Here is a 25,322-nt window from a genome sequence, read left to right as displayed (position 1 = left end):
GCTTTCAGTAGAGCGCGCCTCCGCACCGGCCACCTCCCTCATCAAGTAGGCCGCGCGCGAGATTACCGTTCGGTCGCCGGTCCAACAACACATGCGACGAGCCGAACAATTCGGTCATACGTGTCGGCTATGCCCGATAGAAATCGGTCGGTAGCCGACAATTCGCCAGATCTATTCCGGCCGCCGAGACCGTGTCGTGGCGCACGCACACCGCCCCCGCGCGTGCGACTTCGGCTGGGGGCGGCCGGAGGTTTCGAACCGCGTCAGGCGCGCAGGCGCTCGCGCCGGAGTTGATCCACCTCGGGCATGGGCAGCGGGTCGAGGGAGTCGACGCCCAGCGCGCGGGTGAGCAGCAGGTCCGCGAGTTCGGGATTGCGGGCCAGCGCGGGGCCGTGCATGTAGGTCCCGATGACCGAACCCTGGATCACACCCTCGAGGCCGTCGCCGACACCGTTGCCCACGCCCTTGGTCACGCGCGCCAGACCGGTGGCGTCGCCGCCGAGTTTGGTTCCGCCACGGTGGTTCTCGAAGCCGGTCAGGGCCTGGGTCAGCTCCGGCAGCAGCGGGGCGGTCGCCACCTCGCCGATGGCGCGCTTGTCCTGCGGGGAGGTCGTCACGTCGATGAGGCCGACGCCGTCCACCCGCTCCCCGGACGAGGTTTCGTACCACTGGCCCAGCACCTGGATGGCCGCGCAGATGGCGAGCACCGGCGCACCCCGGCCGGCCGCGCGCTGCAGTCCGGGGAACTTCACCAGGTGGCGGGTGGCCAGGCGCTGCGCGGAATCCTCCGCGCCGCCCAGGGTGTAGATGTCGAGGGAGTCCGGCACCTCGTCGGCCAGGGTGATCTCGACGACCTCGGCGGCGTAGCCGCGCATGCGCAGCCGCTGCCGCAGGACCAGGGCGTTGCCGCCGTCGCCGTAGGTGCCCATGACATCGGGCAGCACCAGGCCGATGCGGACGGTCGATTCGCTCATGCGCGGACGCTCGCCTTCTCGTCGAGATCGCGGTTCAGGTCACGGAACGCGGTGTAGTTGGCCAGCACCTCCACCTGCCCGGCGGGGCAGGAAGCGATGGCGCGCAAGGGATCCGCGACGGTGGTGTGCTCGACGCCCGCGTAGGTCAGGCGCACGGCCAGGTCGGTGGCGCGCTCACCCGCGGCGACCACCTGGGTGCCCTCGAAATGCTCGAACCGCACGTCCCACAGCCAGGACAGATCCTCGCCGTCGGGCACCTGCCCGTTCACCGCGATCACCAAACCCTTTGCGGCGGGGTCGATCATGGACAGCGCCTCCTGCCAGCCCGCCGGATTCTTGGCCAGCAGCAGGCGCGCGGTGCGGCCGCCGACCTCGACGGTCCGGTAGCGGCCCGCGATCTCGCGCACGGTGCCCGCGGCGGCCGTCGCCGCGTGCGCGTCGGCGCCGAGCGCGACGGCAGCGGCCACCGCCTGGGCGGCGTTGCCGCGATTGGCGCGGCCCGGAAGCGCAAGTGCCAGCGGGATTTCCAGGCCGTCGGGGCCGTGCAGCGCGTGCTCGTCCACGCGCCACTGCGGTTCCGGGCGTTGGAAATCCGCGCCGGTGCTGTACCAGTGCTCGCCCTCCCACATGATCGGCTCGCCGCTGCGCGGGCAGCTGGTGGCGTCGACCGCCCAGCCGCTGCCCGCCGCGACCCACACCACGTTGGGATGGTCGTAGGCGATCGAGGTGATCAGCACGTCATCGCAATTGGCGATGAGCACGGCGTCGGGGTGGCGGGCCATACCCGCGCGCAGGCGGCGCTCGATCATGTTGATCTCGCCGACCCGGTCCAGCTGGTCCCGGGAGAGATTGAGCAGCACCACCGCCGCCGGATTCAGCGCGTCGGCGACGTGCGGCAGATGCAGTTCGTCCACCTCGATCGCGGCCAGGCGCGCGGTGCGATTCGCGGTGAGCGCGGCCACGATCCCGGCGTCCATGTTCGCGCCGTCGGCCTGCGTGGCGACCTCGCCGAGCGTCTGCAGCGCCGCGGTGGTCATGCGCGTGGTGGTGGACTTGCCGTTGGTGCCGGTGACCAGCACCGTGCGCCGCTCGCGCCCCAGCTGGGTCATGATCGTCGGGTCGATCTTCAGCGCGATGAGGCCGCCGATCATCGATCCTTTACCGCGTCCGGCTTTCTGCGAAGCCCACGACGCCGCCGTCGCCGCCCGCAGCGCCAGCTTTCCGCGTACCGAGATGTCTGCCACGATCGCGAGTTTATTGGTGCGGTGCGCCGGGTGCGCAGGCGGTGTCACGGCTTTCGGCGTGAGGTGCGCCTCAGACGCGGCGCGTGGTCACGGCGTTCCCGGGCGCCGGGTGTCGGCGCCGCGCGTCAGGTGTTGTAGAGCTTCGCCTCGTAGGCCGCGGAGTAATACTCCTCCAGCTGCTCCACGGTTTCCGGCGTATCGGGCATCAGTTCCTTCACCAGCCGGGCTTGGCTGGGCAGCGTGTCGACCGGCCACCGGTCCGGCTGCCACAGCCCGCTGCGCAGGAAGGCCTTGGCGCAGTGCAGGAAAACCTCCTCCACGTCGACTTCCACCGCCAGGATCGGCCGATGCCCCTTCACGACCATGTCGTCGAAGTACGGTGCGTCGCGCACCAGCCGGGCCCGGCCGTTGATACGCAGGGTCTCCCCGCGCCCGGGAATCAAGAAGATCACGCCCACATGCGGATTGCCGAGGATGTTGAGGTAGCCGTCCACGCGGCGGTTGCCCGGGCGCTCGGGAACGGCGATGGTCCGATCGTCGAGCACGCGCACGAATCCGGGCGGATCGCCCTTCGGGGAGGCGTCGCAGCGGCCGCTCGCGTCGCTGGTGGCCAGCACGACGAAGGGCGAGTTGGCGATCCATTCCCGGTCCCGGGCGTGCAGGTGGTCGCGTTCCTTGGCGACGGCGCGCGGCGTCGGCGTTCCGATGAGCGCACGCAGTTCGGCCGGATCGGTGATCTCGCTCATGCCTCGATTGAACGCCCGCGACACCCCGCCGCACCAGTGATTTGTGACGAACCGGCCCGGCGGAACGGCCGGCTCAGAGCGGTACGTCGAACAGGTTCGGTTGCCCGGCCGCGTATCTCGCCTCGTCCAGCTGCCGGAACGGATCCAGCTCCGGCGCGCGGTAGAGGGTGAACAGCGCGCAGCGGGGCGCGGTGGATCCGGTCACGTCCAGCAGGGCGTTCACCGCGGCGCGGGCGGACTCCGAGGCGCCCTCCATGGTCGCCAGGTCCACCTTGGTGCGGACGTAATCTCCGGCGAGGAAAAGGTTTTCGAGTTCGGCGCGATGGGATTCCGGGCGCAGCGCCCAGGAGCCCGCGGTGTTGATCAGCAGCGGGTCGGCGTTCTCGTTGCGGCGCTGCGCGGCGTTCCAGGTCACGCCGGTGTCCAGGAACCAGGAGTGCAGGTCCTCGTCGCGCAGCAGGATCTGCTTGTCGTTGAGGTGCGCCTGCAACTGCGCCCAGACCTCGCGGGCGATCTCGTCGTGCGTGCACTCCTTGGCGGTCTTGCCGAACAGGATGCCGGGGGTGTTCCAGTCCGAGATGTCCACCGACAGGCAGTCCTGCACCGTGCCGTCGCCGAGTCCGGACATGGGCGTGCGGGTCCAGAACTGGTTCTGCGATATCGAGGTCAGCGACCAGGGCGAATCCACGTAGGCGGCGTGCCCGCGCGCGATCGCGGAGGGGGTGCGCAGGAAGAACTGGATGCCGGTCATCCAGTCCACGGTGAGCTGACTCATGCCCGCCAATTCCGGCCTGCGCGTGAGGATTTCCGGCGACCAGAGGGTGCGGGCCACCTCCACCGGGAGCGCCACCACGAAGTGATCGGCCGTGATCGTCTGCGCCACACCGGAAGTGGTGACCACGCGGGCGCCGGAGATGCGGTTGTCGGCGACCTCGAGCCCGTGCACCTCGGCGCCGGCGAACTTCACCCCGAGTTCGCGCAGCCGCCGCACCCACGGGTCGATCCAGGCTTCGTTGGTCGGGCCGTCCAGCAGCCGGTCCAGCGGGCCGTCGTTGGCGATCTCGAAGGGGTTGCCCAGGAACTGCTCGCCCATCGTGCCGATGGTGCGTGTGCTGGCCAGATCGTCCTTGGCCGCCACCAGCAGGGTGGTCAGGGTGCGCGAGAGCAGCATGCGGAACTCGTTGGAGCGGTGACCCGCGCCCACGTAGTCGCGCCAGGAGATCTTGTCCCACTGACCGTATCGGCGGGCGTCGCAGCTGGAATTGAAGACCAGCAGGCGATTGGCGAAGTACAGCGCGTCGGCCTGGCCCATCTTGGTGGTTGTCGAGATGGCGGAGCTGACGGTTTCGCGGAAGTCGTCCGGCGTGGTCCAGGGCTTGCCCGCGCGGCCGAGCGGCAGCAGGGTGTCGTCGGCGCCGCGCCGCGAGAAGCGGGCCTCGGGGGCGGCGACCAGGTTGTCCCACACGCCGTTCGCGTTGTCCCCGAAGGGAATCCGCCGCATGGTGTCGGTGAGGTGGCGGTAGAAGCCGGGGAAGAAGCGGAAGCCGTGCTCGCCCCACAGGTCCGGGCGGCCGTCGCGGCCGGAGTTCGGGACGGCGATGCTGCGGGCCTTGCCGCCGAGCGCGCGGCGCTCGTAGACGGTGACCTCGAAGCCGCGCTCGGCCAGTTCGTGCGCGGCGGTCAGGCCCGCCGGGCCCGCGCCCAGGACCGCGACGCTGCGGCCGGGTGCGGCCGCCGCCGGGGTCGGTCGCAGGGTGGTCGCCGACAGTGCGCCGACCGCGGCCCCCGCCGCGACGGCGCCGCGCAGCACCGACCGCCGTGCGACGGACATACGCTGTCCAGTCATTCCCTACCTCCCACGCCTGGGAGGAATCCTAGGCAGCGGGAACGGGCACCGGGTCGGTAGGGGTGATCTTTTCCGTACCCGGGGTCTCGGGTCGCGGCGCGGCGGCGGCGCGGCGGAACCGCCGGACCCGGCGCGGGGATGTCCCGGAGGTTGCTGTGAAAGCGCCCGCGATCACGATCACCGCGCCCGCCAGCGCCACCGCCGACGGGTTCTCGCCGAGGAAGAACCAGGACGCGGCGATGCCGACCACCGGCACCAGCAGCGACAGCGGGGCGACCGTGCCCGCCGGATAGCGGCTCATGAGATAGGTCCACAGGCCCGAACCGGCGATGGTGCCCAGCAGCGCGATGTACGCCAGCGCCACGAACGCGGGCCACCCGCCCGGGCCGAACGCGGCCGCGAGATCGTGCCAGCCGGTGCCCGGTCCCTCGGTGAGGGCGGACAGGGCGAACAGCGGCAGCGGCGGCACGACGGTCATCCACAGGGTCAGGTGCAGCGGGTTGACGCCGGTGGATTCGGCCGCGGCGAGCCGGGATCCGATGTTGCCGAAGGCCCAGCCCAGCCCGCCGGCCAGGGTCAGCAGCAGCGGCAGCAGGGCCGCGTGCTGCATGCGATCCCAGCCGATCACGGCCATGCCCGCCATCGCGACGGCGATGCCGAACAGCTGCACCCCGCGCAGCCGCTCGCGCAGCAGCACCGCGCCGAGCAGCACGGTGAAGGGCGCCGAGGACTGCAGCACCAGCGAGGCCAGGCCCGTCGGCATCCCCGCCCGCATGGCGCTGAACAGGAAGGCGAACTGCAGGATCCCGAACCCGGCCCCGTACAGCAGCAGCCACCGCCACCGCACCGCCGGCCGGGGCACGAACAGCAGCACCGGCACCGCGATGACAGCGAATCTCAGCCCCGCGAAGAAGAATGGCGGAAAATGATCGAGCCCGACCCGGATCGCCAGGAAGTTCAACCCCCAGAGCACCACCACCGCCAGCCCCAGCACCCGGTCCCGATTCGTCATACCGGGAATCATCCGACGACCAATAGGTAAGAACAATCGAATAATTCTGCATCAATACTGTAGTAAAACTTACCTATGCACCACCCGGATCCCCTCGCCGACGACGCCACACCCCCGCGCTCGGTCCCCCGCCCCCGCCGCATCCCGGCCTCCTCCGATCCGGCCACCGCCACTCCCCGCCCCCGCCGCGTCCCCGCCCCCGGCCGTCGCACAACAGGCACCCCCCGAGCCGCCTCCGGCCAGTCCCCCGATCCCGCCCGCCGGGTACCCCCCACGGATTCCCCCGCCACTCCGCCGACCCGGGGCACCGCCACGGTCCGCCCCCGCCGCGTCCCCACGACCCCGCCGACCGCCACCCCGATCCCCCCGAGGGCAGGCCTCCCGTCGCAGGATGCCACCGCACTCCCCTCCCCGGTAGTCGGTGACACAGGCATGGCGACCTGCTCCGGCGAAGCCCCCGAAAAGTCCGAGCCCACCGGCGTTCCACCGTCCACTCCCGCCCCGGCGTCGCCCACCGACACCCGATCGAACGAAGCCCCCGAAAGGCCCGGGCAAGAACAGGTTTCACCACCCCCCACCGGCACCGCACCGGAAGGCGAACCACTATCTCCCAGCCCCGGCAATCCCGCCGCGGCGCACATCGGTCCCCTCTCAGACGAGACTTCCGATCCGTCTGCCCACCAGCATGTTTCGGCATCGGCCGCCGACACCGATTCGATCCGTCGGCCGGTATCCCCCGGTGAAGACCGTCGCCCCGGTGCCGAGCGCGAAGGGCGTTCGGGCGCGGCCGAACACGGGGGCCCGCGTACGGGAGACAATGGGCGGGTGGCGGATTCGAGCGCGGCGGAGAGCGGCTCGGGGGCGCTCATGTCGGTGGAGCGACTGCGGGTGCTGCGGGAGCTGGCGGACCGGGGGACGGTGGCGGCGGTGGCCTCGGCGCTGTCCATGACGCCGTCGGCGGTATCGCAGCAGTTGAAGGCGCTGGCGCGGGAGGCGGGGGTGCCGCTGCTGGAGCCGGACGGGCGGCGGGTGCGGCTCACCGACGCGGGGCGTGCCCTGGTGGTGCGGGCCGACGAGGTGCTGGCGGCCGTGGAGCGCGCCGCGGCGGAGATGGCCTCGTATCGGGGATCCGCGCGCGGGCAGGTGCGGGTGGCGCTGTTCCCTTCCGGCGCAGCGCTGTTGCTGCCGCACGTGCTGACCGAGTTGGCCGCGAGCGGGGTGGAGGTGGTCGCCCGGGACGAGGACGTGCCGCCGTCGGAGGTGCCGCGCCTGCTCGCCGATTACGACGTGGTGCTGACCCACCGGGACGAGCGCTCACCCTCGGTCGGCGGGGCGCGGGTGAGTTCGCGCGTACTGATGCGCGAACCGATCGACGTGGTCGTCGGCCCCGGCCATCGCTTCGCCCGCAATGCCACGGTGATGCCCGCCGAGCTCGCCGACGAGACCTGGATCAGCGTGCGCGGCGGCTTCCCGGTCGACGACGTCCTGCGCTCCATCGCGACGGTCACCGGCGTACAACCCCGAATAGCCCAGCGCCTCAACGATTTCACCGTCATCGAGGCCCTGGTGGCCGACGGCTACGGCATAGCCCTGATGCCCCACTACGCGGTCCGCCACCCCGACCTGCTGATGCTCCGCCTGACCGGCGTCCGGGCCGCCCGCCTCTACGACCTGGCGACCCGCCCCCACGCCGAGAAACGCCCCGCCGTGGCCGCCGTCCTGTCCGCCTTCCAAGCCGCCGCCCGCACGGTAACCACCGAAACGCCCTGACCCCGAACCCCTCCGGGCACGGGTCGGCCCCGCGCTCGGCAGCGAGGCGGGGCCGGGTCGGGCGGGGTGGGTCTAGCGCGGAGGCTGCTGGCCGCGGCCTATCTGGGCGGCGTGGTAGCCGAAATCGTCGGCCACCATCGCGGCCAGTTCGAGGAGGGCGCGGCGGGTCGGTTTACTCACCAGCTCCAGGTCGATCTCGGCACCCTCGGCGAGGTGATCGTCGAAGGGCACCACCTGTACCGCGCGGGTCCGGTCCAGGAACAGCTTGCGCAGCTGATCCAGGTCCACGGTCGAGGAACCCTTGCGAGAAGCGTTGACCACCACCACGGTCCGCTCCACCAGCTTGTGGTAGCCGTGGTGGTCGAGCCAGTCCAGGGTCGCCGACGCGCTGCGCGCGCCGTCGATGGCGGGCGAGGTCACCAGCACCAGCGAGCTGGCCATATCCAGCACGCCGGACATCGCCGAGTGCATCAGACCGGTGCCGCAGTCGGTGAGGATGATGTTGTAGAACTGCTGCAGGATGCCGATGGCCTTGCGGTAGTCGGCCTCGCTGAACGCCTCCGACACCGCCGGATCCTGTTCGCTGGCAAGCACTTCGAGGCGGCTGGGCGCCTGCGAGGTATGCGCGCGAACATCGGAGTACCGGCTGATGTGGTTGTCCTCCAGCAGATTTCGCACCGTGGAGCGCGTCTGTCTCGGCACCCGGTGGGCGAGGGTGCCCAGGTCCGGGTTGGCGTCGATGGCGATGACGCGGTCACCGCGCTGGGAGGCGAACGTCGAGCCGAGCCCGACCGTGGTCGTGGTCTTGCCGACACCGCCCTTGAGCGAGAGGATCGCGATGCGGTAATCACCGCGCACCGGCTGATTCACCCGGTCCACCAGCTGGCCGTAGACGACGTCCGCCGGCGACTCACCCGGGTTGATCATGCCGCCGGATGCCTTGTGCACCGTCCGGCGCCACCCGCTGCGCGGCGCGCGCCGGGCGCGCTTGAGCAGATTCAGGTCGTTGACCGAATTGCCCTGCGGCGGTGGCTGCTGGCCGAAACCGGGCTGCTGCCCGAACCCCTGGGGCGGCTGCCCGTTCCAGCCCTGCTGCTGGAATCCCGGCGGCGGCCCCTGCGGCGGTTGCTGCTGCACCGGCGGGGGCGGCGACCAGGTGTAGATCGGCGCCCCGGACGCGTCGGCGCCCGGCCCGAACTGGCCCGGCGGCCCCGGCTGCTGACCCTGCGGCCCGAACTGCCCGCCCGGATCCGGCTGCTGCTCCGGGAACACCCGGCGCACCATGCCGTCACTGCCGATCTCCTGGCGGATCTCCCCGTACGGCGTCTCCTCACGGACCTCGCCGAACGCCTCACCCGGCGGAAAACCGCCCGGCGCACCGGGATTCGGCGGCGGCGCGAACTGCCCGGAGTCGGGCATCTGGTAGTTGCCGGTGGGCGGGAACCCCGGCTGCTGGCCGGTCGCGAACGGCCCGCCGTAGGCGCCCTGCGGCGGGAATCCGCCGGGCGCGAAGGGATTCGGGCCCTCGGGTCCCGGCGGGAAGCCACCCGGCGCACCGGGCTGCGCGAACGGCGGCACCGCACCCGCGCCCAGGTGCACGGTCTGGTCGATCGAATCCGGAACCGGTGGGAAGAACCCCGCGCCCGGCTGCTCCGCCTCGGCGGATTCGCCCGATTCCGGCGGAACCGCACCGGCGGACGCGCGTTCGTCCGGCTCGAGATCGTCGGCATCCACCGACGACCCCGGCTTCGAAGTCGAATTCTGATCGTTCGTGGTCACGTGTCCCCCATCTGCTCGACAGCTCGAACAGAGAGCTCGGCGCTAATGCAAGCACAACGCTAGCAGCTGTCCCGCCTCTCCGAATCTTCAGCGCATGGCCCGGGGCCACGGCCCGCCCCGCGTGCGAGCCCGCGGTCCGGTGCGGCCGGCGATGCGAGGCGTACCCCCGCGGGTTACCCCGATCCCGCGAAATCAACTCGCCCGGTATCGAAAAGCCCGCCCCGGCAATCGGAGCGGGCTCGTCGAGACTTCGGTGTCAGTTCGCGCGGGCCGCGCGGTTGACCGCGGAGACGACCGCGCGCAGCGAGGCGGTGGTGATGGAGGTGGCGATGCCGACGCCCCACGTGACCTTCTCGCCGATGGCGCACTCGACGTAGGCGGCGGCCTGCGCGTCGTCACCGGAGGACATGGCGTGCTCGCTGTAGTCCAGGACGCGGACCTCGTAGCCGATGGTGCCCAGCGCGTCGACGAAGGACGCGAGCGGCCCGTTGCCCTCACCCGAGATGGCCTGCTCGACGCCGTCGACCTTGACCACGGCCTCGATGTGATCGACGCCGCCGTCCAGCTCGGAGGCCGAGACCTTCTGGCGGATGCGCTCCAGCGGCAGGATCGGGGTCAGGTACTCCTCGGAGAAGACGTCCCACATCTCCTTCGGGGTGACCTCGCCGCCCTCACCGTCGGTGATCTTCTGGATCGCCTGCGAGAACTCGATCTGCAGCCGGCGCGGCAGCACCAGCCCGTGATCGGTCTTCATGATGTAGGCGACGCCGCCCTTGCCGGACTGCGAATTCACCCGGATGACAGCCTCGTACGTGCGGCCGACGTCCTTCGGGTCGATGGGCAGGTACGGAACCTCCCAGGTGATGTCGTCGACATCGGAGCCCGCGGCGTCGGCGGTGGCCTTCATCGCGTCCAGGCCCTTGTTGATGGCGTCCTGGTGCGATCCGGAGAACGCGGTGTAGACCAGGTCGCCGCCGTACGGGTGGCGCTCGGCCACGGGCAGCTGGTTGCAGTACTCGACCGTGCGGCGGATCTCGTCGATGTTGGAGAAGTCGATCTGCGGATCCACGCCGCGGCTGAACATGTTCATGCCCAGGGTCACCAGGCACACGTTGCCGGTGCGCTCGCCGTTGCCGAACAGGCAGCCCTCGATGCGATCCGCGCCGGCCTGGTAGCCCAGTTCGGCGGCGGCCACGGCGGTGCCGCGGTCGTTGTGCGGGTGCAGCGACAGCACGATGGAGTCGCGGCGCTCGAGGTTGCGGTGCATCCACTCGATGGAGTCGGCGTAGACGTTGGGCGTCGCCATCTCCACGGTCGCGGGCAGGTTGATGATGAGCGGCTTGTCCGGGGTCGGCGCGATGATCGCCGAGACCGCGTCGCAGACCTCCTTGGCGTAGCCCAGCTCGGTGCCGGTGTAGGACTCCGGGCTGTACTCGTAGCGCCAGTTGGTGTCCGGGTGCCGCTGCTCGATCTCCAGGCACAGGGTCGCGGCGTCGGTGGCGATCTTCTTCACCGCGTCGCGGTCCGCGCGGAAGACGACGCGGCGCTGCAGGATCGAGGTGGAGTTGTAGAAGTGCACGATGACGTTCGGGGCGCCGGCGCAGGCCTCGAAGGTGCGCTCGATCAGCTCGGCGCGGGCCTGGGTCAGCACCTGAATGGTGACGTCGTCCGGCACGGCGCCGTCTTCGATGATCTCGCGGACGAAGTCGAAGTCGGTCTGCGAGGCGGACGGGAAGCCGACCTCGATCTCCTTGTAGCCCATACGGACCAGCAGGTCGAACATGCGGCGCTTGCGGGCCGGGCTCATCGGGTCGATGAGCGCCTGGTTGCCGTCGCGCAGATCCACCGCACACCAGGAGGGAGCGCGATCGATGACCTTGTCCGGCCAGGTGCGGTCGGGCAGATCCACCGCCTCGACCTCTTCGGCGAACGGCCGATACCGGAACACCGGCATGGAGGAGTTCTTCTGCTTGTTCCACGCGGGCTGGTCGGCGGGCGCGGGCTTGCTCGGCGCGGTGATGGAGCGCGAGCCGGATACGAACGCATCAGCGGGTGACATAGCGATTTATCTCCGAAGTGTGGCTGGATCCCAGGTATGGGTTTAGACCGGCACGACTGGCACCCGCGACGGGAGGCCAGTCCGAATCAGACCCCGTCGCGGCGGCAAAGGAGAAGAAGTGCCCGCTGCATGATGATCAGAGTTTACAGGGCTGCAATGCGCACCCGGTAGCCGGGGAGGTACGCGCCACACCGCTGAACCTGCTTCTTCCGCTTTGCCGCATTTGCCTACCGATTTGCCGCGTTAGCGCAGAGTTCGTGGATGAAACGCATCTTGTCCAGCACCGGTTCGGCCAGTACGAAGGGGTACAGGTCGCGGTGTCCCATCGAGCGATTGACCATGTTCAGCGCCCAGGCCAGCGGCAACCACAGATCGATGATGCGGTCGAAACCCGCGCGGCCCACCTGCGGGCGTTCCAGGGTGGCGCCGGCCGGGGCGAAGCCGAAGGCCGCGGCCGTGTCCAGGGTGTCGCGGATGTGGAGATAGTGGGCGAAGGTCTCCGCCCAGTCCTCGGCCGCGTGCATGGTCGCGTACGAGGAGACGAAATTGTCCTCCCAACCCGGCGGCGGGCCGGAACGGTAGTGCCGGTCCAGGGCCTCCTGATAGTCGGCGAAGGGATCGCCGAACAGCTCCCGGGACAGCTCGAGATCGGCGTCGGCGGTGACCAGGACCGGGAAGTAGTAGTGGCCGATCTCATGCCGGAAGTGACCGAGCAGGGTGCGGTACGGCTCGTCCATGGCGACCCGCAGTTGCTCGCGGTGCACGTCGTCGCCCTCGGCCAGGTCCAGGGTGATGACCCCGTTCTCGTGGCCGGTCATGACCCGCTCGGATCCGCTGGCCAGCAGATCGAAGGCCAGGCCGAACTCGGGATCCTCGACGCGGTCGACGATCGGCAGCCCGAGTTCGGTGAGCTCGAGCACCAGGCGGCGTTTGGCGGCCTCGGCCTCGGCGAAGGCGGGCAGCCACTTGTCGTCCTGATCGGCGGGCCGGGTGCGGGTGAGGCGGCAGGATTCGCAGAGGGTGGGGCCGCCGGTGCGCGGCACCAGCCAGTTGCACTGGGCCACATGGCGGTTGTCGCAGAGCCGGAACTCCTGGGCATCGACGGTGCCGCTGGTGAAATCGCGGGCGCTGTCCCCCGCGTCGTCCGGCTCGCCGCTCGCGCGCGCGGGATCACCGTCCGCGGCGATGACCAGCAGCGCCCGTTCGGTCAATCCGAAGCCGAGCGGACTGCCGCATTGCAGGCAGAGCGAGTTCTCGAAGGCCAGTTGCTGGCCGCACTGGGGGCAGCTGAAATCACGCACGGCACGACACCTCGATCGTTCACGGGGACAGGGGGGCCACGTCCACCGACACACCGATGGTGCTCTCCTTGGCGTCGGTGTAGATGATGCCGCGGACCGGCGGAACATCCGCGTAGTCCCGGCCCCACGCCAGGGTGACGTACCGCTCGTCGGCGAACTGATTGTTGGTCGGATCGAAATCGAGCCAGCCGCCCTCGGCGCTGCCGTCCGGCAGCCACACCGCGGCCCAGGCGTGGGTGGCGTCCACCCCGACCATGCGTTCCTTGCCCGGTGGCGGATCGGTGGCGAGGTAGCCCGAGACGTAGCGCCCGGCCAGCCCGAGCGAGCGCAGGCAGGCGATACCGAGCCGGGCGAAGTCCTGGCAGACGCCGGCGCGGGCGGCGAAGACGTCGGCCACGCGGGTGCTGACGGTGGTGGAGCCGGACTCGTAGGTGAAATCGGTGAAGATGCGGGTGTTCAACTCGGTCACCGCGTCCAGCAGCGGGCGGCCGGGCGGGAAGGACTCGGCGGCGTAGGCGGCGAGTTCCGGGACGATCTCCGGCGGCACCAGATCGAGGGTGAATTCCACCGCCAGCGGGCCGTTTTCGTGCCCGGGGCGGGCCTGTTCCCACGGCTGCGCGGCGGCCGTGGCGGGCGGGCGTCGTACTTCGACGACCGATTCCCCGGTCACCTCCAGGCGGCGGTGATCGGCGGTGACGTGGAAGTAGAGCGTGGTGTTGTCGTAGACGTCCGTGCCGACCGAGCGATCCGAGGGCACCGGATCGACGCGGATATCGTGCGAAAGCAGTTGCTGGCCGGGGAATTCGCGCGGCGTCAGATAGGCGCGGCCGTAGGAACTCGTGACCACGTCGGAGTAGACGTAGACGGTGCTGTGCAGGACCCGGTAGCGGCGCGCGGCGCTCATCCGACCACCCGGGCCGATCCCCACAGCGGCTGGGTTTCGCGCGGCACCGAAAGCCGTGTGCTCTCGAAGGATTCGGAGACCTTGCGCAGGCGCAGGTGGACGCCGTCGAGCAGTTCGGCCAGTTCGGTGCGGCAGCCCTGCGCGTCGATGACCTCCAGGTCGGCCGGGTCGAGCCGGTGCAGCATGCGCTGGGCGTCGCTCAGGAGGCGTTGCGGGCGTGCGGATCCGGCCGCGGACGGCAGCGCGAGGAAGTGCGCTTCGAGGCGGGCGAGCTGATAGGCGAGCGAGCGCGGATTGCTCGCGTCGAACAGCAGCAGCGCGGCCAGTGCCGCCACCCGCACCGAATCCCGGTGGCGGCGACGGTAACTCACCGAGGACACGGTGGCCCGCAGCACCGCCTCGGTGACCACGCGCCCCACCGGGGGCGGGTAGGTGTCGGTCAGCGCGGCGGCCAGCAGCGCGCACAGCGCCAGCCCGCGTTCGATCCGGCGGCCGATGTCCAGCACCCGCCAGCCGGTGTCGCGCACCGTGGATTCGCCCTCGATCCCGGTCAGGGCCAGCAGCCCCGCGAGCGCGCGCGAATGCACCGCCGACAGCGCCGCGCCCTGATCCCCCCGCACGCCCCGGTACTCCGACAGCGCCCGGTCCACCGAACCGAGCACCATCCAGGTGTCGGGCGAGAGCTGGTCGCGCACCGCCCGGGCGGCTTTCCCGTACCGCTCCATGGCGTAGGCGACCGACCCCGGCAGGTCGCGGTCCACGGTCAGGGCGACCAGGTAGTCGTGATCGCGCCGCGAGGCGCCGGGCAGCGCGATGGGCATGGTCGGCTGGTCGGAGTACTCGCGCCGCCGCTGCTCCCGCCGGGCCGCGATGTCGTCGGCGTCCCGGTGGGCGCGCGCGGGCCGGGCCGCGCCTTGGGATTGTGATTGCCCGCCTTGGGATTGCGATTGCCCACCCTGCGATTGCGACTGTCCGCCTTGGGATTGCGACTGTGCGCCCTGCGACTGTGACTGTCCGCCTTGCGATTGCCCACCCCAGGATTGGGTCTGTCCGCCCTGCGACTGCGTCTGCCCGCCTTGGGATTGCGACTGACCGCCCTGCGACTGGGCCTGCCCGTCTTGCGATTGCGACTGAAGCTGCCGGTTGATCCAGTCCGACTGGGCCACGGTCTGTTTCGGCGCGGGCGGTGCGGTGCCGGTCATGTGCCCGAGGGCGGCGATGAGGATGGGCATCGCGTCGGCGCCTTCCATCCAGGGCCGGTAGCGGTAGTCCTGGTGCCGGTCGTGGGTGGCGCCGAGCAGACGGACGGTGGCCTCGGCGCGTTCGCCGTAGCGGCCGAGCCAGAACAGATCGTTCAGGACGCGCGGCGAGCTGACGACCTCGAGGGCCGCGACGGCCGGGGTGCGGTGTTCGCGCTCCTCGGCGACCTCGACGGCGGGCGCCGGGGTCGGGGTGGCGCGCACCCAGATGTCCTTGGCGGCGGCCTCGCCCACCATGCCCTCGGGACCGGTGCGCTGATGCAGTTGCCCGAGCCCGCCCGCCATGACCCGGTAGCCGACCCGGCCCGCCAGGGAGAACAGCCGCATCTCGACCGGAGACGCGGCCAGTGTCCCGCCGGCCGACACCGCCGGCGCCACGGCGAAGCGCGCGGGTTCCTGGCCGACCCACTTCCAGCCCTCGGCCTCGATGCGGGCGCGCCACTGCGCGCGCTGCTCGCGGGTGAGCAGGGTGCCGAACACGGTGGTCCCGTCGCGGGTGGAGCGCAGAATCAGCCGGTGCAGGTTGCCGATCAGGTAGGAGCGTTGGAGATCGTCACCGCCCCAATAGGTTTCGACACTCGGCAGCTTCAGGTCCTGATCCAGCAGCGCGCGGGACAGCCCCGGCAGGAACGCGGCCAGCGCCGGGGACTCCAGCACGCCGCTGCCCAGGGTGTTGACGACGGTGACCGCGCCCTTGCGCAGCACTTCCACCAGGCCCACCACCCCGAGCCGGGAGTCTGGCCGCAGATCCAGCGGATCGGAGAACTCGGCGTCCACGCGCCGCAGCACCACGTCGACCTGTTCGAGGGTGCCCAGCGAGCGCATCCACAGTCGCCCGTCCCGGACGACCAGATCGGCGTTCTCCACCAGCGGGAAACCCAGCACCGACGCCAGATACGCCTGATCGAAGGCGGTTTCCGACTGCGGGCCCGGACTGAGCACCACGACCGTCGGCTCGTCGTCGGCCGCGCGCGGCGCGGCTTCGATCAGCATGAGGCGCATGGCGCGCACGAAGGGCGTCAGCGGCAGCGGGCTGGCGAGTTCGAACGCTTCGGGGATGGCGGCGGACACCACGCGCCGATCGGCCAGCGCGTAGCCCGCGCCCGAGGGCGCCTGCGCCCAGTCCGCGAGCACCCGGAATCCGCCGTCGCTCCAGCGGCCGATATCGCAGGCGTGCAGGAAGAGCTGATGCCGTCCGGGCAGCGAGATACCGTGCGCGGCACGCATGTAGCCGCTGTAGCCGAACACGACCTGCGGGGGCAGCAGCCCGGAGGTGATGGTGCGGCGCGGCCCGTACACGTCGGCCAGGATCGCGTCGAGCAGCCGGGAGCGCTGCACCACACCGGCTTCCAGCCCGGCCCAGTCGTGCGCGGCGAGCAGCAGCGGGATCGGGTCGAGTCGCCAGGGCGTGGCGGCCGCGGGTTCGGTGGCCGAGCCGCCGAGCTCGGTGTAGGTGATGCCGTCGTCCTCGATGAGGCGGCGGACCCGGGCGTCGAGCCGGCTCAGGCCCGCGCCGCCCTGTTCCAGGAAATCGCTGGAGAGTTCGGCCCACAGCGGCCGCAGCCGCCCGCCGCCGTCGACCAGTTCGTCGTAGTAGCCGTCGGTGGGCAGCCCGCAGGCATCGAAGGCGCCGGTGTTCGCCGCCGCCGCACGGTATTTCGCGTACTGTTCGGCCGCCGCCGGGCTCATGGCGGCCGCACCCCAGCGGTCCCGTCCGGGCGCCGCGTCACCCGGTGGCGTCGCCTCGAGCATTGTCACCGCAAACCACTCCCGCCGGATGCCTATCGGTCGCCGGACAGACCCCACACCGTGCGCGCCCGGCGTAGGTCCAGGATCCCGGGCGCACCGATATCCGTCGCCTGTACCGCCATTTTGGCACGCAGATCGGCGATGTCGACCGGACCGGGCGTGTGCCCGGTCGGTTCGAAGCGCCGATTGCGCCGCGACTGCGCCGCGAGCGCGTTCACCGGCGGCCCCGGATAGAACATGCCGCCCGGATGCGAGACGTGGTACGTGCACCCGCCGCGGGACAGGCCCGACTCGGTGTCGACGATGTCGAAGACCAGGGGCGCGTCGACGGTGATGGTGGGGTGCAACGCGTTCGGCGGCTGCCAGGCCCGGTAGCGCACGCCCGCGACCTGCGTGTCGGCCTTGCCCGCGGGCACGAGCGGCACCGGGAAACCGTTGCAGGTGAGCAGGTATCGCCCGCGGTCTGCGCCGGTGAGAAGCACCTGCAACCGTTCCACCGACGAGTCCACGTAGCGGGCGGTGCCGGCGGCGGTGGTCTGCTCGCCCAGGGTGTTCCACGGCTCGATGGCGCCGCGCAGTTCGACTTCCATACCACCGAGTACCACCGTGCCGATGCGCGGAAAACGGAATTCGAAGAACGGATCGAGCCAGCTCATATCGAAATCGATGCCGTGCGCGCGCAGATCGGCCACGACCTCGCCGATGTCGGCCGCCAGGAAGTGCGGCAGCAGGTATCTGCCGTGCAGGTTCACCCCGTGCCGCAGCAGCGGCGCGGTGTACGGGCGTTCCCAGCAGCGCAGGACCAGCGCGCGCACCAGCAGCGATTGCACCATCGCCATGCGGAAGTGCGGCGGCATCTCGAAGCCGCGCAGTTCCACCAGCCCGAGCCGCCCGCGCGCGGAATCCGGGCTGTACAGCTTGTCGATGCAGAACTCGGCCCGATGGGTGTTGCCGGTGAGATCGGTGAGCAGGTGCCGCAGCGCGCGATCGACCACCCACGGCGCGGACAGCGCGTCCCCGGAATCGGACGCGCCCGCCGGGTGCAGGCGCGCGATCTCCGCGAACGCGATCTCGAGTTCGTAGAGCGAGTCCGGGCGGCTCTCGTCCACGCGCGGGGCCTGCGAGGTGGGGCCGATGAAGCGGCCGGAGAACAGGTAGGACAGCGCCGGATGACGCTGCCAGTAGGTGAGCAGCGAGACCAGCAGGTCCGGCCGCCGCAGCAGCGGCGAGCGCGCGGGCGTCCACCCGCCCAGCGTGATGTGGTTGCCGCCGCCGGTGCCGCCGTGCGTGCCGTCCACGTCGAACTTCTCGGTGCCGAGCCGGGCCAGGCGCGCCTGCTCGTACAGGGTGTCCAGCAGTTCGGCCTGTTCGGCGAACGATTCGGCGGGCTGCACGTTGACCTCGATGACGCCGGGATCCGGTGTGATCGACAGGGTGTGCAGGCGCGCGTCCACCGGCGGCGGGTACCCCTCCAGCACCACCGGCTCCCCCACCGTCGCCACCGCCTCCTCGACCCGGCACACCAGGTCGAAGTAGGCGTCGAGTTCGGTGACCGGGGGCAGGAAGACGAACATGCGCCCGTGCCGCACCTCCACCACGAGGGCGGTGATCGGCGCGTCGTGCGCGGGCACCACCGCCGCGTCCGGTTCCCCCGACAGCGGCCGCGTGGGCGGCGGCGCGACGGGGTCGTTCTCCACCGTCTCCGGCGGCGGATCCCAGGAGACGGATCCCAGCGGCAGTCGCAGCCCCGCCGGAGAATCCCCCTCCGTCAACACGATTCGCCCCCGCCGCAGTCGCCAGTCCGCGCTGGCCCAGCCGCCGCCGTCCGCCCGCCGGTGCAGCGGCAGCACGTAGGCCGCGGCCGCCCCCGCCGTTTCGTCCAGCCGCGCCAGCAGTTCCGCCCGCGCCGCCGCCGAGTCCCGCTCCGGCGCCAGATCTTCCGCCCCCGCGACCGGGTCTCCCCACGGGACCCGAGCCTTGGCCCCCATCCGCGCGAGCGGGTCCTCGAACGCGGGCCGGATCTGGCTCTCCGGCAACCCGAGTCCGTCGACGATGTGCGCCAGCACGGCCCGCGCGACACCCCCGGAGCCGTGCGCGACCAGCTGCTCGTCATCGACGGCGCGAGTGCCCGCCGTGCGCCCGGTCGCCGGGGATCCGTTGCCGCCCACGGCGGCAACCGGAGCCACCGCCGCCCAGGTCCCCGCGTCGGTCCGCTGCCGGTCGGTCGCACCGTCCGCGTCCACGCCCGGCCCGCTGCGCGCCACGGTCGGGCCGCCCGCCGCTGAATGACCGTCCGCCGCGGCGACACCCGCGCCCAAGGTCGTTCCGTGCGCCCCATTGAGTCGGCCGAGGTCCGATACCCGTTGTGCATCAGCACTATTGGATGTCCGCAACGCGCCGTCCGAACCCGTAGCGTTCGGCGCCCGGTCTTCTACCGCGTCCTCCGCGTCCGCGTCCTTACCGACCGCGACCGCGAGCCCGCGATCGGAAGTGTGTTGTGCCCCATCGGAGTCGATGGCCCACTTCGGTGCCGGGACTGCGGAACCGGACGCCGGATTCGCGGCCGGGTGTGGCTCACCGTGCGCGTTTGCCGCCACGGCACCGGCGGTCTCAGGCTCCGGACGGATATCCGGGCTGAACGAATCCGAGTCCTGCGCGGCCGTATCGCCGGGCGTCGCCGAGGAATTCGGACCGGCACCCGAATCCGGCTCATCCGGCGCGGTGCCGGAGTCCGCCGCGGCCGGCGAGCCAGGGACGTCCGTCGAATCCGTCGGCGCGGACTCCGGTGGCGCATCGGGTGGGAGCCAGGGGTCTATCAGCAGGTCGGGATAGTGCCAGAGGGGTTTTCCGTCGGCGCGCCAGAGCAGGGCTATGTCCCAGCGGGGCAGGGGCTCGCCGGGATACCACTTGCCCTGGCGGTACTGGACCAGGCCGGTGGGGGCGTAGATGCGGCGCAGGCGGCGGGCGAGGTCGGCGGCGCGTTCGCGTTTGTGCGGGCCGTCGGCGTCGGTGGTCCACTCGGGGCCGGTCTGGTCGTCGATCGAGACGAAGGTGGGTTCGCCGCCGACGGTCAGGCCGATCCCCGCGTCGCGCACTCGGGCATCGACCGCCGCGCCCGTGGCGGCGATGCGGTTCCATTGAATGTCGCTGTAGGGCAGCGTTACCCGGGGATCCTCGTGCACGCGGTGCACGGTGTTGGAGAACTCCAGGGTCGCGCGCACCGGATCGGTGGCCCCGGTGATGGGCGCGGAGGACACCGGATGCGGCGTCGCGGCCAGCGGGATGTGCCCCTCCCCCGCGAAGAGGCCGGAGGTGGGATCGAGCCCGACCCAGCCCGCCCCGGGCAGGTACACCTCGGTCCAGGCGTGCAGGTCGGTGAAGTCGGCGAGCGGCCCGGACGGCCCGTCCAGCGACGGCAGGTCCTGCGCCAGCTGAATGAGATAGCCGGACACGAAACGCGCGGCGAGCCCGTATTCACGCAGCACCGACACGAGCAGCCAGGCCGAATCCCGGCACGAGCCCAGCGCCGAGCGCAACGTGTGATCCGGGGTCTGCACACCGGGTTCGAGCCGGATGGTGTACCCGACGTCCTCGCGCAGCGCGTGGTTGATCGCGATCAGGAACTCGATGGTGCGCGGCCGGTCGCGGGGCGGGTTCGCGCGCACCCACTCGCGCACCAGTTCGCCTGGGCCGGAACCGGGTTCGGCCTCGTCGACGGGGCGCAGATACGCCTCCAGGTCGGCGGCCAGTTCCGGGGGATACCGGAAGGGGAAGTGCTCGGCGTACTCCTCGACGAAGAAGTCGAACGGGTTGATGGCGTCCATCTCCGCCACCAGTCCGACCACCACGGAGAGCTCACGCGCGGGTTCGTGAAAGACCAGGCGCGCCAGGAAGTTACCGAACGCGTCCTGCTGCCAGTTGACCCAGTGCGCGGCCGGATCCACCCGCATGGAATATGCCTCGATGCTGGTGCGCGTGTGCGGCGCGGGCCGCAGTCGCACCACATGCGGGTGAATCCGCACCGGGCGTTCGAAGGTGTAGGTCGTGCGATGCTCGAGGGAAACTCGAATCCCCATAATCAAGTTCACCACGCGAGAGCGGTGACACGCGGGCTTATTACCGACAGAAAGGACGACACGCGGCGACCTCCCACAGTTGCCGCGAGGGTGTGCGCACACTCGTAGGAACGATGGGAGGAGGTTTCCATGAGCACGACGACGAGCACCCCGGCGTGCCGGCTCTGCGAAGCGACCCTCGATCACTGCCACGGGACGCTGATCGCGCACGCCGACGGGTCCTTCGAATGCACCGATTGGGGCTGCGCCGCGGCCGACCGGGTGCGGCACCCCTACCTGGCCGAGTGTTCGATGGTGGCCGGTGGCTGCGAATGCGTAGTGGCGGAGGTCGATTCACACCGCGCGCCGCAGAGCCTAGCCGGCTGATCACCCGCGGCGCCCGGGCCCGATCCGGCCGCCGCGGCACGCTCGCGCCGCCTGGCTCCGGACCCCGAGGGTCCGGCAACTAGCCTGGTCAGGTGAGCTACGACCACGTATTGCTGCCCTCCGGTGCCGCCGCGACCCCCGACGCCGTCGACGCGTACCTGACCACGCAGGACGGGAAGCCCGCCGCGGACGTGGTGGCCGAGATCGCCGCCGAACTCGATCGCCGCAACGGCGAGCTGCCGGAGTCGGACGCTTTCCTGGCCGCACCGGCCGCTGACGGCACGATCGGCGCGACACTTTTCGTTTCCAGCCCCATTGACGCGGTCGGGCACGTCCGGAACCTGCTGTTCGAGCTGGCCACCCCGCACGGGTACGCCGTCTACGATCCGCAGCTGACCTGGTTGATCGATCCGGCCGATCACGTCCCGGTCGCCGTGTCGCACGGCGGAGCAGGCGAATTCCCCTATCTCACAAGCAAACTCGTGCACCAGTGGATCCCGGAGCTGAGCCCGCCGGGACCGTACCTGATCGTCGAGAGCGGGGAGCAGATCTACATCCAGACCTATCGCGGCGAGGACGGCCGGTACGAGCTCGAGTACCGCGACGGGTCACCCGAGCGGCACCTCGGGGTCCGGGTGGACGATCCCGAGACGGTGGCCGATCTGATCTGGTCTTGGACCGTCGGCGACCGCTCGCGCTTCGAGGCCCTGGACTGGCAGCGCCTGACGTTCTGAACGACGCGGGCCGGGCCCGTCACGATCACCCCGCAGAGCCCGGGACGCGAGCGCGTCCCGGGCTCGTTCCGGATGCGCGGCCTTCACCAGCCCGGATCGTGAAGATCCCGACCGAATTCCCGTCCCCGCCGAACTCGCCCATCTGGCGAACCAGCTCGTGCTGGCCGACGAAAGCTGTACTCCGGCAGGCGAGCTGAATACCGCCGCCGTTCTCGAACGCACTCGCGCCTTTCTCGCCGCCTCCGATCAGCTGCCATTCGATCTGCCCACACTGCACGCGGCTACCGATGCGCTGCACGCATTCCTGCGCGATCACGATGTCGCCGAACCGCTGATCCTGCGTCCCACAGCGGAACTCGGCGCCATTCCGGCAATCCTGGATTACGGGCCGCTGACGCTGCTCACCAATCTCGGGTTCGATATCTACGAAGGCAAGGCGCACCACACGGTTCCGTTGAGCGAGGTGACCGTCGAGAATTCGCTGGACCTGGCCTATGTGACCGCCGATACCGCGAGCCTGCTGCTCTCGCTCGGCAGCATGGTGGCCGGAATGGGAGGCGTCGGTTCGGAGATTCTGACGCCCGTCACAATTGCGCGCGCTGGCCTTCGCGCCGATGAAATACGGCTGGCCGGTTATGCGGGGCGTACTGCGCTCCATGTGCGCCGCCGAGTAACAAGCGCATCTCGATTCGGATTCCGGTACCCGCGCAATGAACGGTGCGCGGGCGCCGGAAAGCTAACATTTCGGAATATTCGCACGCGGTGCCGTCCGATTTGCTTTCGAAATCCGTCCGAGACGAGGAGAGAGCTTTGAAGCTACGCCCGAGGCCGAGCACACCGAGACTGCGTAAGAGCCTGGCCGTGCTGGTCGGTATCGCGGCCGCATTGGCCGCGGTGGTGGCATTGCACGCCACCGGGGCGGGCGCCGATGTTCCGCGCAACAGCCAGCACATGCCGTGCCCGCAGCCCGCGGCCATGCCCGCGCCGCCGGTCTGGACCTAGCCGCACGGGCTCGGACACCCCGGGAGCGACGCGGCAGCGATGCCGCGCCGCCGCAGCGTAGCGAGCCGCGCCGGATCCGCGACGCGCCCGGATCAGAGCGCGCGACGCCCGGACAGCGCCCGGCCCAGCGTGAGTTCGTCCGCGAATTCCAGATCCCCGCCCATGGGCAGGCCCGAGGCGAGCCGAGTCACGCTCAGACCCGGGAAATCGCGCAGCATGCGCACCAGATACGTCGCCGTCGCCTCACCCTCGGTATTGGGATCGGTCGCGATGATGACCTCGCTGACGTCGACGCCGTCGTCCTGATTGCCGATGCGGGTCAGCAGTTCCCGGATCCGCAGCTGATCGGGGCCGACGCCCGAGAGCGGATCCAGCGCCCCGCCCAGCACGTGGTACCGGCCGCGGAACTCGCGGGTGCGCTCGATGGCCTGGACATCCTTGGGCTCCTCGACCACGCAGATCATCGTGCGATCGCGACGCGGATCGGAGCAGATGCGGCAGCGTTCACCGTCGGAGACCGTGCCGCAGACCACGCAGAAGCGCACGCCGTCGCGCACCTTCTGCAGGGCCGCCTGCAGCCGGTCGATCTCCGGTGGTTCCACCGAGAGAAAATGAAAAGCGATGCGCTGGGCGCTCTTCGGACCGACACCGGGCAGTTTGCCCAGCTCGTCGATGAGATCCTGAACCGGACCCTCGTACACTCGGTATTCCTCTCCGCCGCTGTCCCGGCCGCGATCAGAAGCCGGGCAGCGCGCCGCCGCCGAGACCGCCGGCCAGCGGGCCGAGCCGATCCGCGGCCAGTTCCTGGGCGTTGCCCATGGCGTTGTTGATCGCGCCGATCACCAGATCCTGCAGCGTCTCCGCGTCCTCCGGATCGATGATCTTCGGGTCGATGGTCAGGGCCAGGATCTCACCGGTGGCGCGAATGCGGACGCGCACCAGGCCGCCGCCCGCCTCGCCCTCCACCTCGGCCGCCGCGATCTCCTGCTGCGCGGCCATCACGGCCTGCTGCATCTGCTGGGCCTGGGCCATCAACTGCTGGATATCGAACTCTCCACCGGGCTGCACGACGTGTCCTCTCTGCGGGGATGTGATCGGTCACCAGCCTACAAGCGGGGCCTGTTGACTCTCCCCCGGTGGGAGAGTGTTCGCTGAAGGCATGACAGCGACGGTTCCCATCGGGGAGTTCTCCCGGCTCAGCTATCTCAGCGTGAAGGCGCTGCGCTACTACCACGAGATCGAGCTGCTCGAACCGGCCGCGGTCGACCCGGGCACCGGTTACCGGTTCTACTCCACCGATCAGGTGGACCAGGCCCATCTCATCCGCCGGCTGCGCGAGCTGAACATGCCGGTGCCCGAGATCAAGGCGGTGCTCGCGGCGCCGGACCGGGCCGCCCGGGACGAGGCGCTGCGCGCGCACCTCGAGCGGATGGAGGCCGAGCTGACCCGCACCCGCGACGTGGTCGCCTCGCTGCGGACGCTGCTGCTGCCGCCCGCGAGCATTCCGCTCGAGGTCGAATATCGTTCCGTCGCAAGCTGTCCCGCCCTCGTACTGGGTGAGACGGTGGGCCGGGACGGCATCGGCGACTGGTGCGACGCCAGCTTCGGCACGCTGTATCAGGGGCTGGCGCGCGCGGAGATCGAGCCCGCCGGTCCGGCCGGAGCCACCTATGACATGGACTTTTTCGAGCAGGAGCACGGCGAGGTCATGGCGTACGTGCCGATCACCCCGGACGACCGGGCGCGCGCCGCGGCGGTGGGCCGGGTACTCGAACTGCCCGCCCGGCGTTTCGCGGTCGCCGTGCACCTGGGCCCGTTCACCGAGTTCGACCGCACCTACGGCGCGCTGGGCAGCCACGTCGCCGAACACGACACCGCGCTCGCCGAGCCGGTCCGCGAGATCTACCTGGCCGGCCCGGACGAGGCCGACGAGTCCGGCTATATCACCGAAATCTGCTGGCCCATCGGCCGGCTCTGAGCAGCACCCGAGTTCATCCGACCCGACAGGAGACCGTCATGGCCATCAAGATCGCCAACATCACCATCGACTCGCAGAACGCCGGGGAACTGGCCGCCTTCTGGGCGCAACTGCTCGACCGCACCGTCGACCCGGACGGCAACGAGCACTTCGCCACCGTCGGCCAGAGCACCGGCCACAGCCCGACGCTCATGTTCATCCACGTCCCGGACAAGAACCCGGGCAAGAACGTCGTCCACCTGGACCTGCTGTCGGACGATCTGCCCGGCGGCATCGAGCGCGCGGTCGCCCTCGGCGCCAAGCACATCGCCGATTTCGACGAGTACGGCATGCAGTGGACGACGCTGTCGGATCCGGAGGGCAACCTCTTCGACATCGCGGCGGGCTGATGGTCGCCGCGCCCCGTCCACCCGAACGACCGCCGCCCGCCCCGTATATACGGGGCGGGTCAGGAGCCTCGAAACCGGTTCCGGCCCAGGCCGATACGTACCGGTCACCGCGGCGGCGCAGCCGGACCACCGCC

20 protein-coding genes are annotated in these 25,322 nt (G+C 70.6%); 7 read left to right on the top strand and 13 right to left on the bottom strand.

What is annotated here, in order from left to right; all coding sequences use genetic code 11:
• Positions 1–263: 263 nt before the first annotated feature.
• From ACWDOP_RS27815 to ACWDOP_RS27795, 5 genes are all read right to left on the bottom strand, one after another.
• A complete protein-coding gene (locus ACWDOP_RS27815) occupies positions 264–974 on the bottom strand; it encodes a type 1 glutamine amidotransferase (protein ID WP_456347401.1) in 711 nt (236 codons plus the stop codon).
• Positions 971–2,218, bottom strand: a complete 1,248-nt coding sequence (locus ACWDOP_RS27810) for a MurT ligase domain-containing protein (RefSeq protein ID WP_456347400.1) — start codon at positions 2,216–2,218, stop codon at positions 971–973. Before ACWDOP_RS27810 ends, ACWDOP_RS27815 begins: the two co-directional genes overlap by 4 nt.
• Before the next feature lie 125 nt (positions 2,219–2,343).
• On the bottom strand, positions 2,344–2,964 hold the full coding sequence (locus ACWDOP_RS27805) for a pyridoxamine 5'-phosphate oxidase family protein (protein WP_454204637.1): 621 nt from the start codon (positions 2,962–2,964) through the stop codon (positions 2,344–2,346).
• A gap of 73 nt (positions 2,965–3,037) precedes the next feature.
• Entirely contained in the window at positions 3,038–4,810 is a 1,773-nt protein-coding gene (locus ACWDOP_RS27800) for a hydroxysqualene dehydroxylase (protein ID WP_456347399.1), read from the bottom strand.
• A gap of 28 nt (positions 4,811–4,838) precedes the next feature.
• The gene (locus tag ACWDOP_RS27795; RefSeq protein WP_456347398.1) at positions 4,839–5,822 is read right to left on the bottom strand and encodes an EamA family transporter; all 984 of its coding nucleotides are present in this window, start codon (positions 5,820–5,822) and stop codon (positions 4,839–4,841) included.
• A gap of 867 nt (positions 5,823–6,689) precedes the next feature.
• Here ACWDOP_RS27795 and ACWDOP_RS27790 point away from each other — a divergent pair.
• Complete coding sequence (locus ACWDOP_RS27790; protein ID WP_454204820.1) at positions 6,690–7,592, top strand: LysR family transcriptional regulator; 903 nt, start codon at positions 6,690–6,692, stop codon at positions 7,590–7,592.
• Between the two features lie 72 nt (positions 7,593–7,664).
• On the opposite strand, the gene ACWDOP_RS27785 is transcribed toward ACWDOP_RS27790, so the two are convergent.
• The 6 genes from ACWDOP_RS27785 to ACWDOP_RS27760 all read right to left on the bottom strand — a co-directional run bounded on the left by ACWDOP_RS27785 (position 7,665) and on the right by ACWDOP_RS27760 (position 20,719).
• Entirely contained in the window at positions 7,665–9,011 is a 1,347-nt protein-coding gene (locus tag ACWDOP_RS27785) for a MinD/ParA family ATP-binding protein (RefSeq protein WP_456347442.1), read from the bottom strand.
• A 616-nt stretch (positions 9,012–9,627) separates the two neighbouring features.
• Complete coding sequence (gene leuA, locus ACWDOP_RS27780; RefSeq protein ID WP_454204634.1) at positions 9,628–11,430, bottom strand: 2-isopropylmalate synthase; 1,803 nt, start codon at positions 11,428–11,430, stop codon at positions 9,628–9,630.
• 227 nt (positions 11,431–11,657) lie between these two features.
• On the bottom strand, positions 11,658–12,731 hold the full coding sequence (locus ACWDOP_RS27775; RefSeq protein ID WP_454204633.1) for a zinc-binding metallopeptidase family protein: 1,074 nt from the start codon (positions 12,729–12,731) through the stop codon (positions 11,658–11,660).
• A 19-nt stretch (positions 12,732–12,750) separates the two neighbouring features.
• Positions 12,751–13,635 (bottom strand): transglutaminase family protein, encoded by an 885-nt coding sequence (locus ACWDOP_RS27770; protein WP_456347397.1) that lies wholly within the window; start codon positions 13,633–13,635, stop codon positions 12,751–12,753.
• Positions 13,632–16,646, bottom strand: coding sequence for a circularly permuted type 2 ATP-grasp protein (locus ACWDOP_RS27765; protein ID WP_456347441.1), 3,015 nt, complete (start codon positions 16,644–16,646; stop codon positions 13,632–13,634). Before ACWDOP_RS27765 ends, ACWDOP_RS27770 begins: the two co-directional genes overlap by 4 nt.
• 29 nt (positions 16,647–16,675) lie before the next feature.
• On the bottom strand, positions 16,676–20,719 hold the full coding sequence (locus tag ACWDOP_RS27760; RefSeq protein ID WP_456347396.1) for a transglutaminase family protein: 4,044 nt from the start codon (positions 20,717–20,719) through the stop codon (positions 16,676–16,678).
• A gap of 129 nt (positions 20,720–20,848) precedes the next feature.
• Here ACWDOP_RS27760 and ACWDOP_RS27755 point away from each other — a divergent pair, with 129 nt between their 5' ends.
• From ACWDOP_RS27755 to ACWDOP_RS27740, 4 genes are all read left to right on the top strand, one after another.
• Positions 20,849–21,085, top strand: a complete 237-nt coding sequence (locus ACWDOP_RS27755) for a hypothetical protein (RefSeq protein WP_456347395.1) — start codon at positions 20,849–20,851, stop codon at positions 21,083–21,085.
• 92 nt (positions 21,086–21,177) lie between these two features.
• Positions 21,178–21,819 (top strand): hypothetical protein, encoded by a 642-nt coding sequence (locus ACWDOP_RS27750; RefSeq protein WP_456347394.1) that lies wholly within the window; start codon positions 21,178–21,180, stop codon positions 21,817–21,819.
• Between the two features lie 157 nt (positions 21,820–21,976).
• Positions 21,977–22,633: a hypothetical protein gene (locus ACWDOP_RS27745; protein ID WP_456347393.1), complete on the top strand. Its 657-nt coding sequence runs from the start codon at positions 21,977–21,979 to the stop codon at positions 22,631–22,633.
• Positions 22,630–22,821 carry a hypothetical protein gene (locus ACWDOP_RS27740; RefSeq protein ID WP_354988297.1) on the top strand — a complete coding sequence of 64 codons (192 nt, stop codon included), beginning with the start codon at positions 22,630–22,632 and terminating at the stop codon, positions 22,819–22,821. The genes ACWDOP_RS27745 and ACWDOP_RS27740 overlap by 4 nt, the downstream gene beginning before the upstream one ends.
• Positions 22,822–22,913: 92 nt before the next feature.
• On the opposite strand, the gene recR is transcribed toward ACWDOP_RS27740, so the two are convergent.
• Both recR and ACWDOP_RS27730 read right to left on the bottom strand, forming a co-directional pair.
• Positions 22,914–23,522: a recombination mediator RecR gene (recR, locus tag ACWDOP_RS27735; RefSeq protein WP_354988298.1), complete on the bottom strand. Its 609-nt coding sequence runs from the start codon at positions 23,520–23,522 to the stop codon at positions 22,914–22,916.
• Positions 23,523–23,556: 34 nt separating this feature from the next.
• The gene (locus ACWDOP_RS27730) at positions 23,557–23,889 is read right to left on the bottom strand and encodes a YbaB/EbfC family nucleoid-associated protein (protein ID WP_456347392.1); all 333 of its coding nucleotides are present in this window, start codon (positions 23,887–23,889) and stop codon (positions 23,557–23,559) included.
• A gap of 91 nt (positions 23,890–23,980) precedes the next feature.
• Here ACWDOP_RS27730 and ACWDOP_RS27725 point away from each other — a divergent pair, with 91 nt between their 5' ends.
• Together ACWDOP_RS27725 and ACWDOP_RS27720 are read left to right on the top strand one after the other, a co-directional pair.
• Complete coding sequence (locus ACWDOP_RS27725; RefSeq protein WP_456347391.1) at positions 23,981–24,799, top strand: MerR family transcriptional regulator; 819 nt, start codon at positions 23,981–23,983, stop codon at positions 24,797–24,799.
• Between the two features lie 38 nt (positions 24,800–24,837).
• Positions 24,838–25,188 carry a VOC family protein gene (locus ACWDOP_RS27720; protein ID WP_456347390.1) on the top strand — a complete coding sequence of 117 codons (351 nt, stop codon included), beginning with the start codon at positions 24,838–24,840 and terminating at the stop codon, positions 25,186–25,188.
• Positions 25,189–25,322 lie beyond the last annotated feature (134 nt).

The sequence above is a fragment of the Nocardia sp. NPDC003693 genome (assembly GCF_053981095.1).
This window is presented reverse-complemented; position numbering and strand designations above follow the sequence as displayed.

Excerpts from the sequence above, each read along its gene's own strand:
- ACWDOP_RS27795 (WP_456347398.1), bottom strand. The coding sequence starts at position 5,822 with ATGACGAATCGGGACCGGGTGCTGGGGCTGGCGGTGGTGGTGCTCTGG.
- ACWDOP_RS27815 (WP_456347401.1), bottom strand. The coding sequence starts at position 974 with ATGAGCGAATCGACCGTCCGCATCGGCCTGGTGCTGCCCGATGTCATG.
- ACWDOP_RS27725 (WP_456347391.1), top strand. The coding sequence starts at position 23,981 with ATGACAGCGACGGTTCCCATCGGGGAGTTCTCCCGGCTCAGCTATCTC.
- leuA (WP_454204634.1), bottom strand. The coding sequence starts at position 11,430 with ATGTCACCCGCTGATGCGTTCGTATCCGGCTCGCGCTCCATCACCGCG.
- ACWDOP_RS27755 (WP_456347395.1), top strand. The coding sequence starts at position 20,849 with ATGAGCACGACGACGAGCACCCCGGCGTGCCGGCTCTGCGAAGCGACC.
- ACWDOP_RS27765 (WP_456347441.1), bottom strand. The coding sequence starts at position 16,646 with ATGCTCGAGGCGACGCCACCGGGTGACGCGGCGCCCGGACGGGACCGC.
- ACWDOP_RS27790 (WP_454204820.1), top strand. The coding sequence starts at position 6,690 with ATGTCGGTGGAGCGACTGCGGGTGCTGCGGGAGCTGGCGGACCGGGGG.
- ACWDOP_RS27770 (WP_456347397.1), bottom strand. The coding sequence starts at position 13,635 with ATGAGCGCCGCGCGCCGCTACCGGGTCCTGCACAGCACCGTCTACGTC.
- ACWDOP_RS27800 (WP_456347399.1), bottom strand. The coding sequence starts at position 4,810 with ATGACTGGACAGCGTATGTCCGTCGCACGGCGGTCGGTGCTGCGCGGC.
- ACWDOP_RS27805 (WP_454204637.1), bottom strand. The coding sequence starts at position 2,964 with ATGAGCGAGATCACCGATCCGGCCGAACTGCGTGCGCTCATCGGAACG.
- ACWDOP_RS27760 (WP_456347396.1), bottom strand. The coding sequence starts at position 20,719 with ATGGGGATTCGAGTTTCCCTCGAGCATCGCACGACCTACACCTTCGAA.
- ACWDOP_RS27720 (WP_456347390.1), top strand. The coding sequence starts at position 24,838 with ATGGCCATCAAGATCGCCAACATCACCATCGACTCGCAGAACGCCGGG.
- ACWDOP_RS27785 (WP_456347442.1), bottom strand. The coding sequence starts at position 9,011 with ATGCCCGACTCCGGGCAGTTCGCGCCGCCGCCGAATCCCGGTGCGCCG.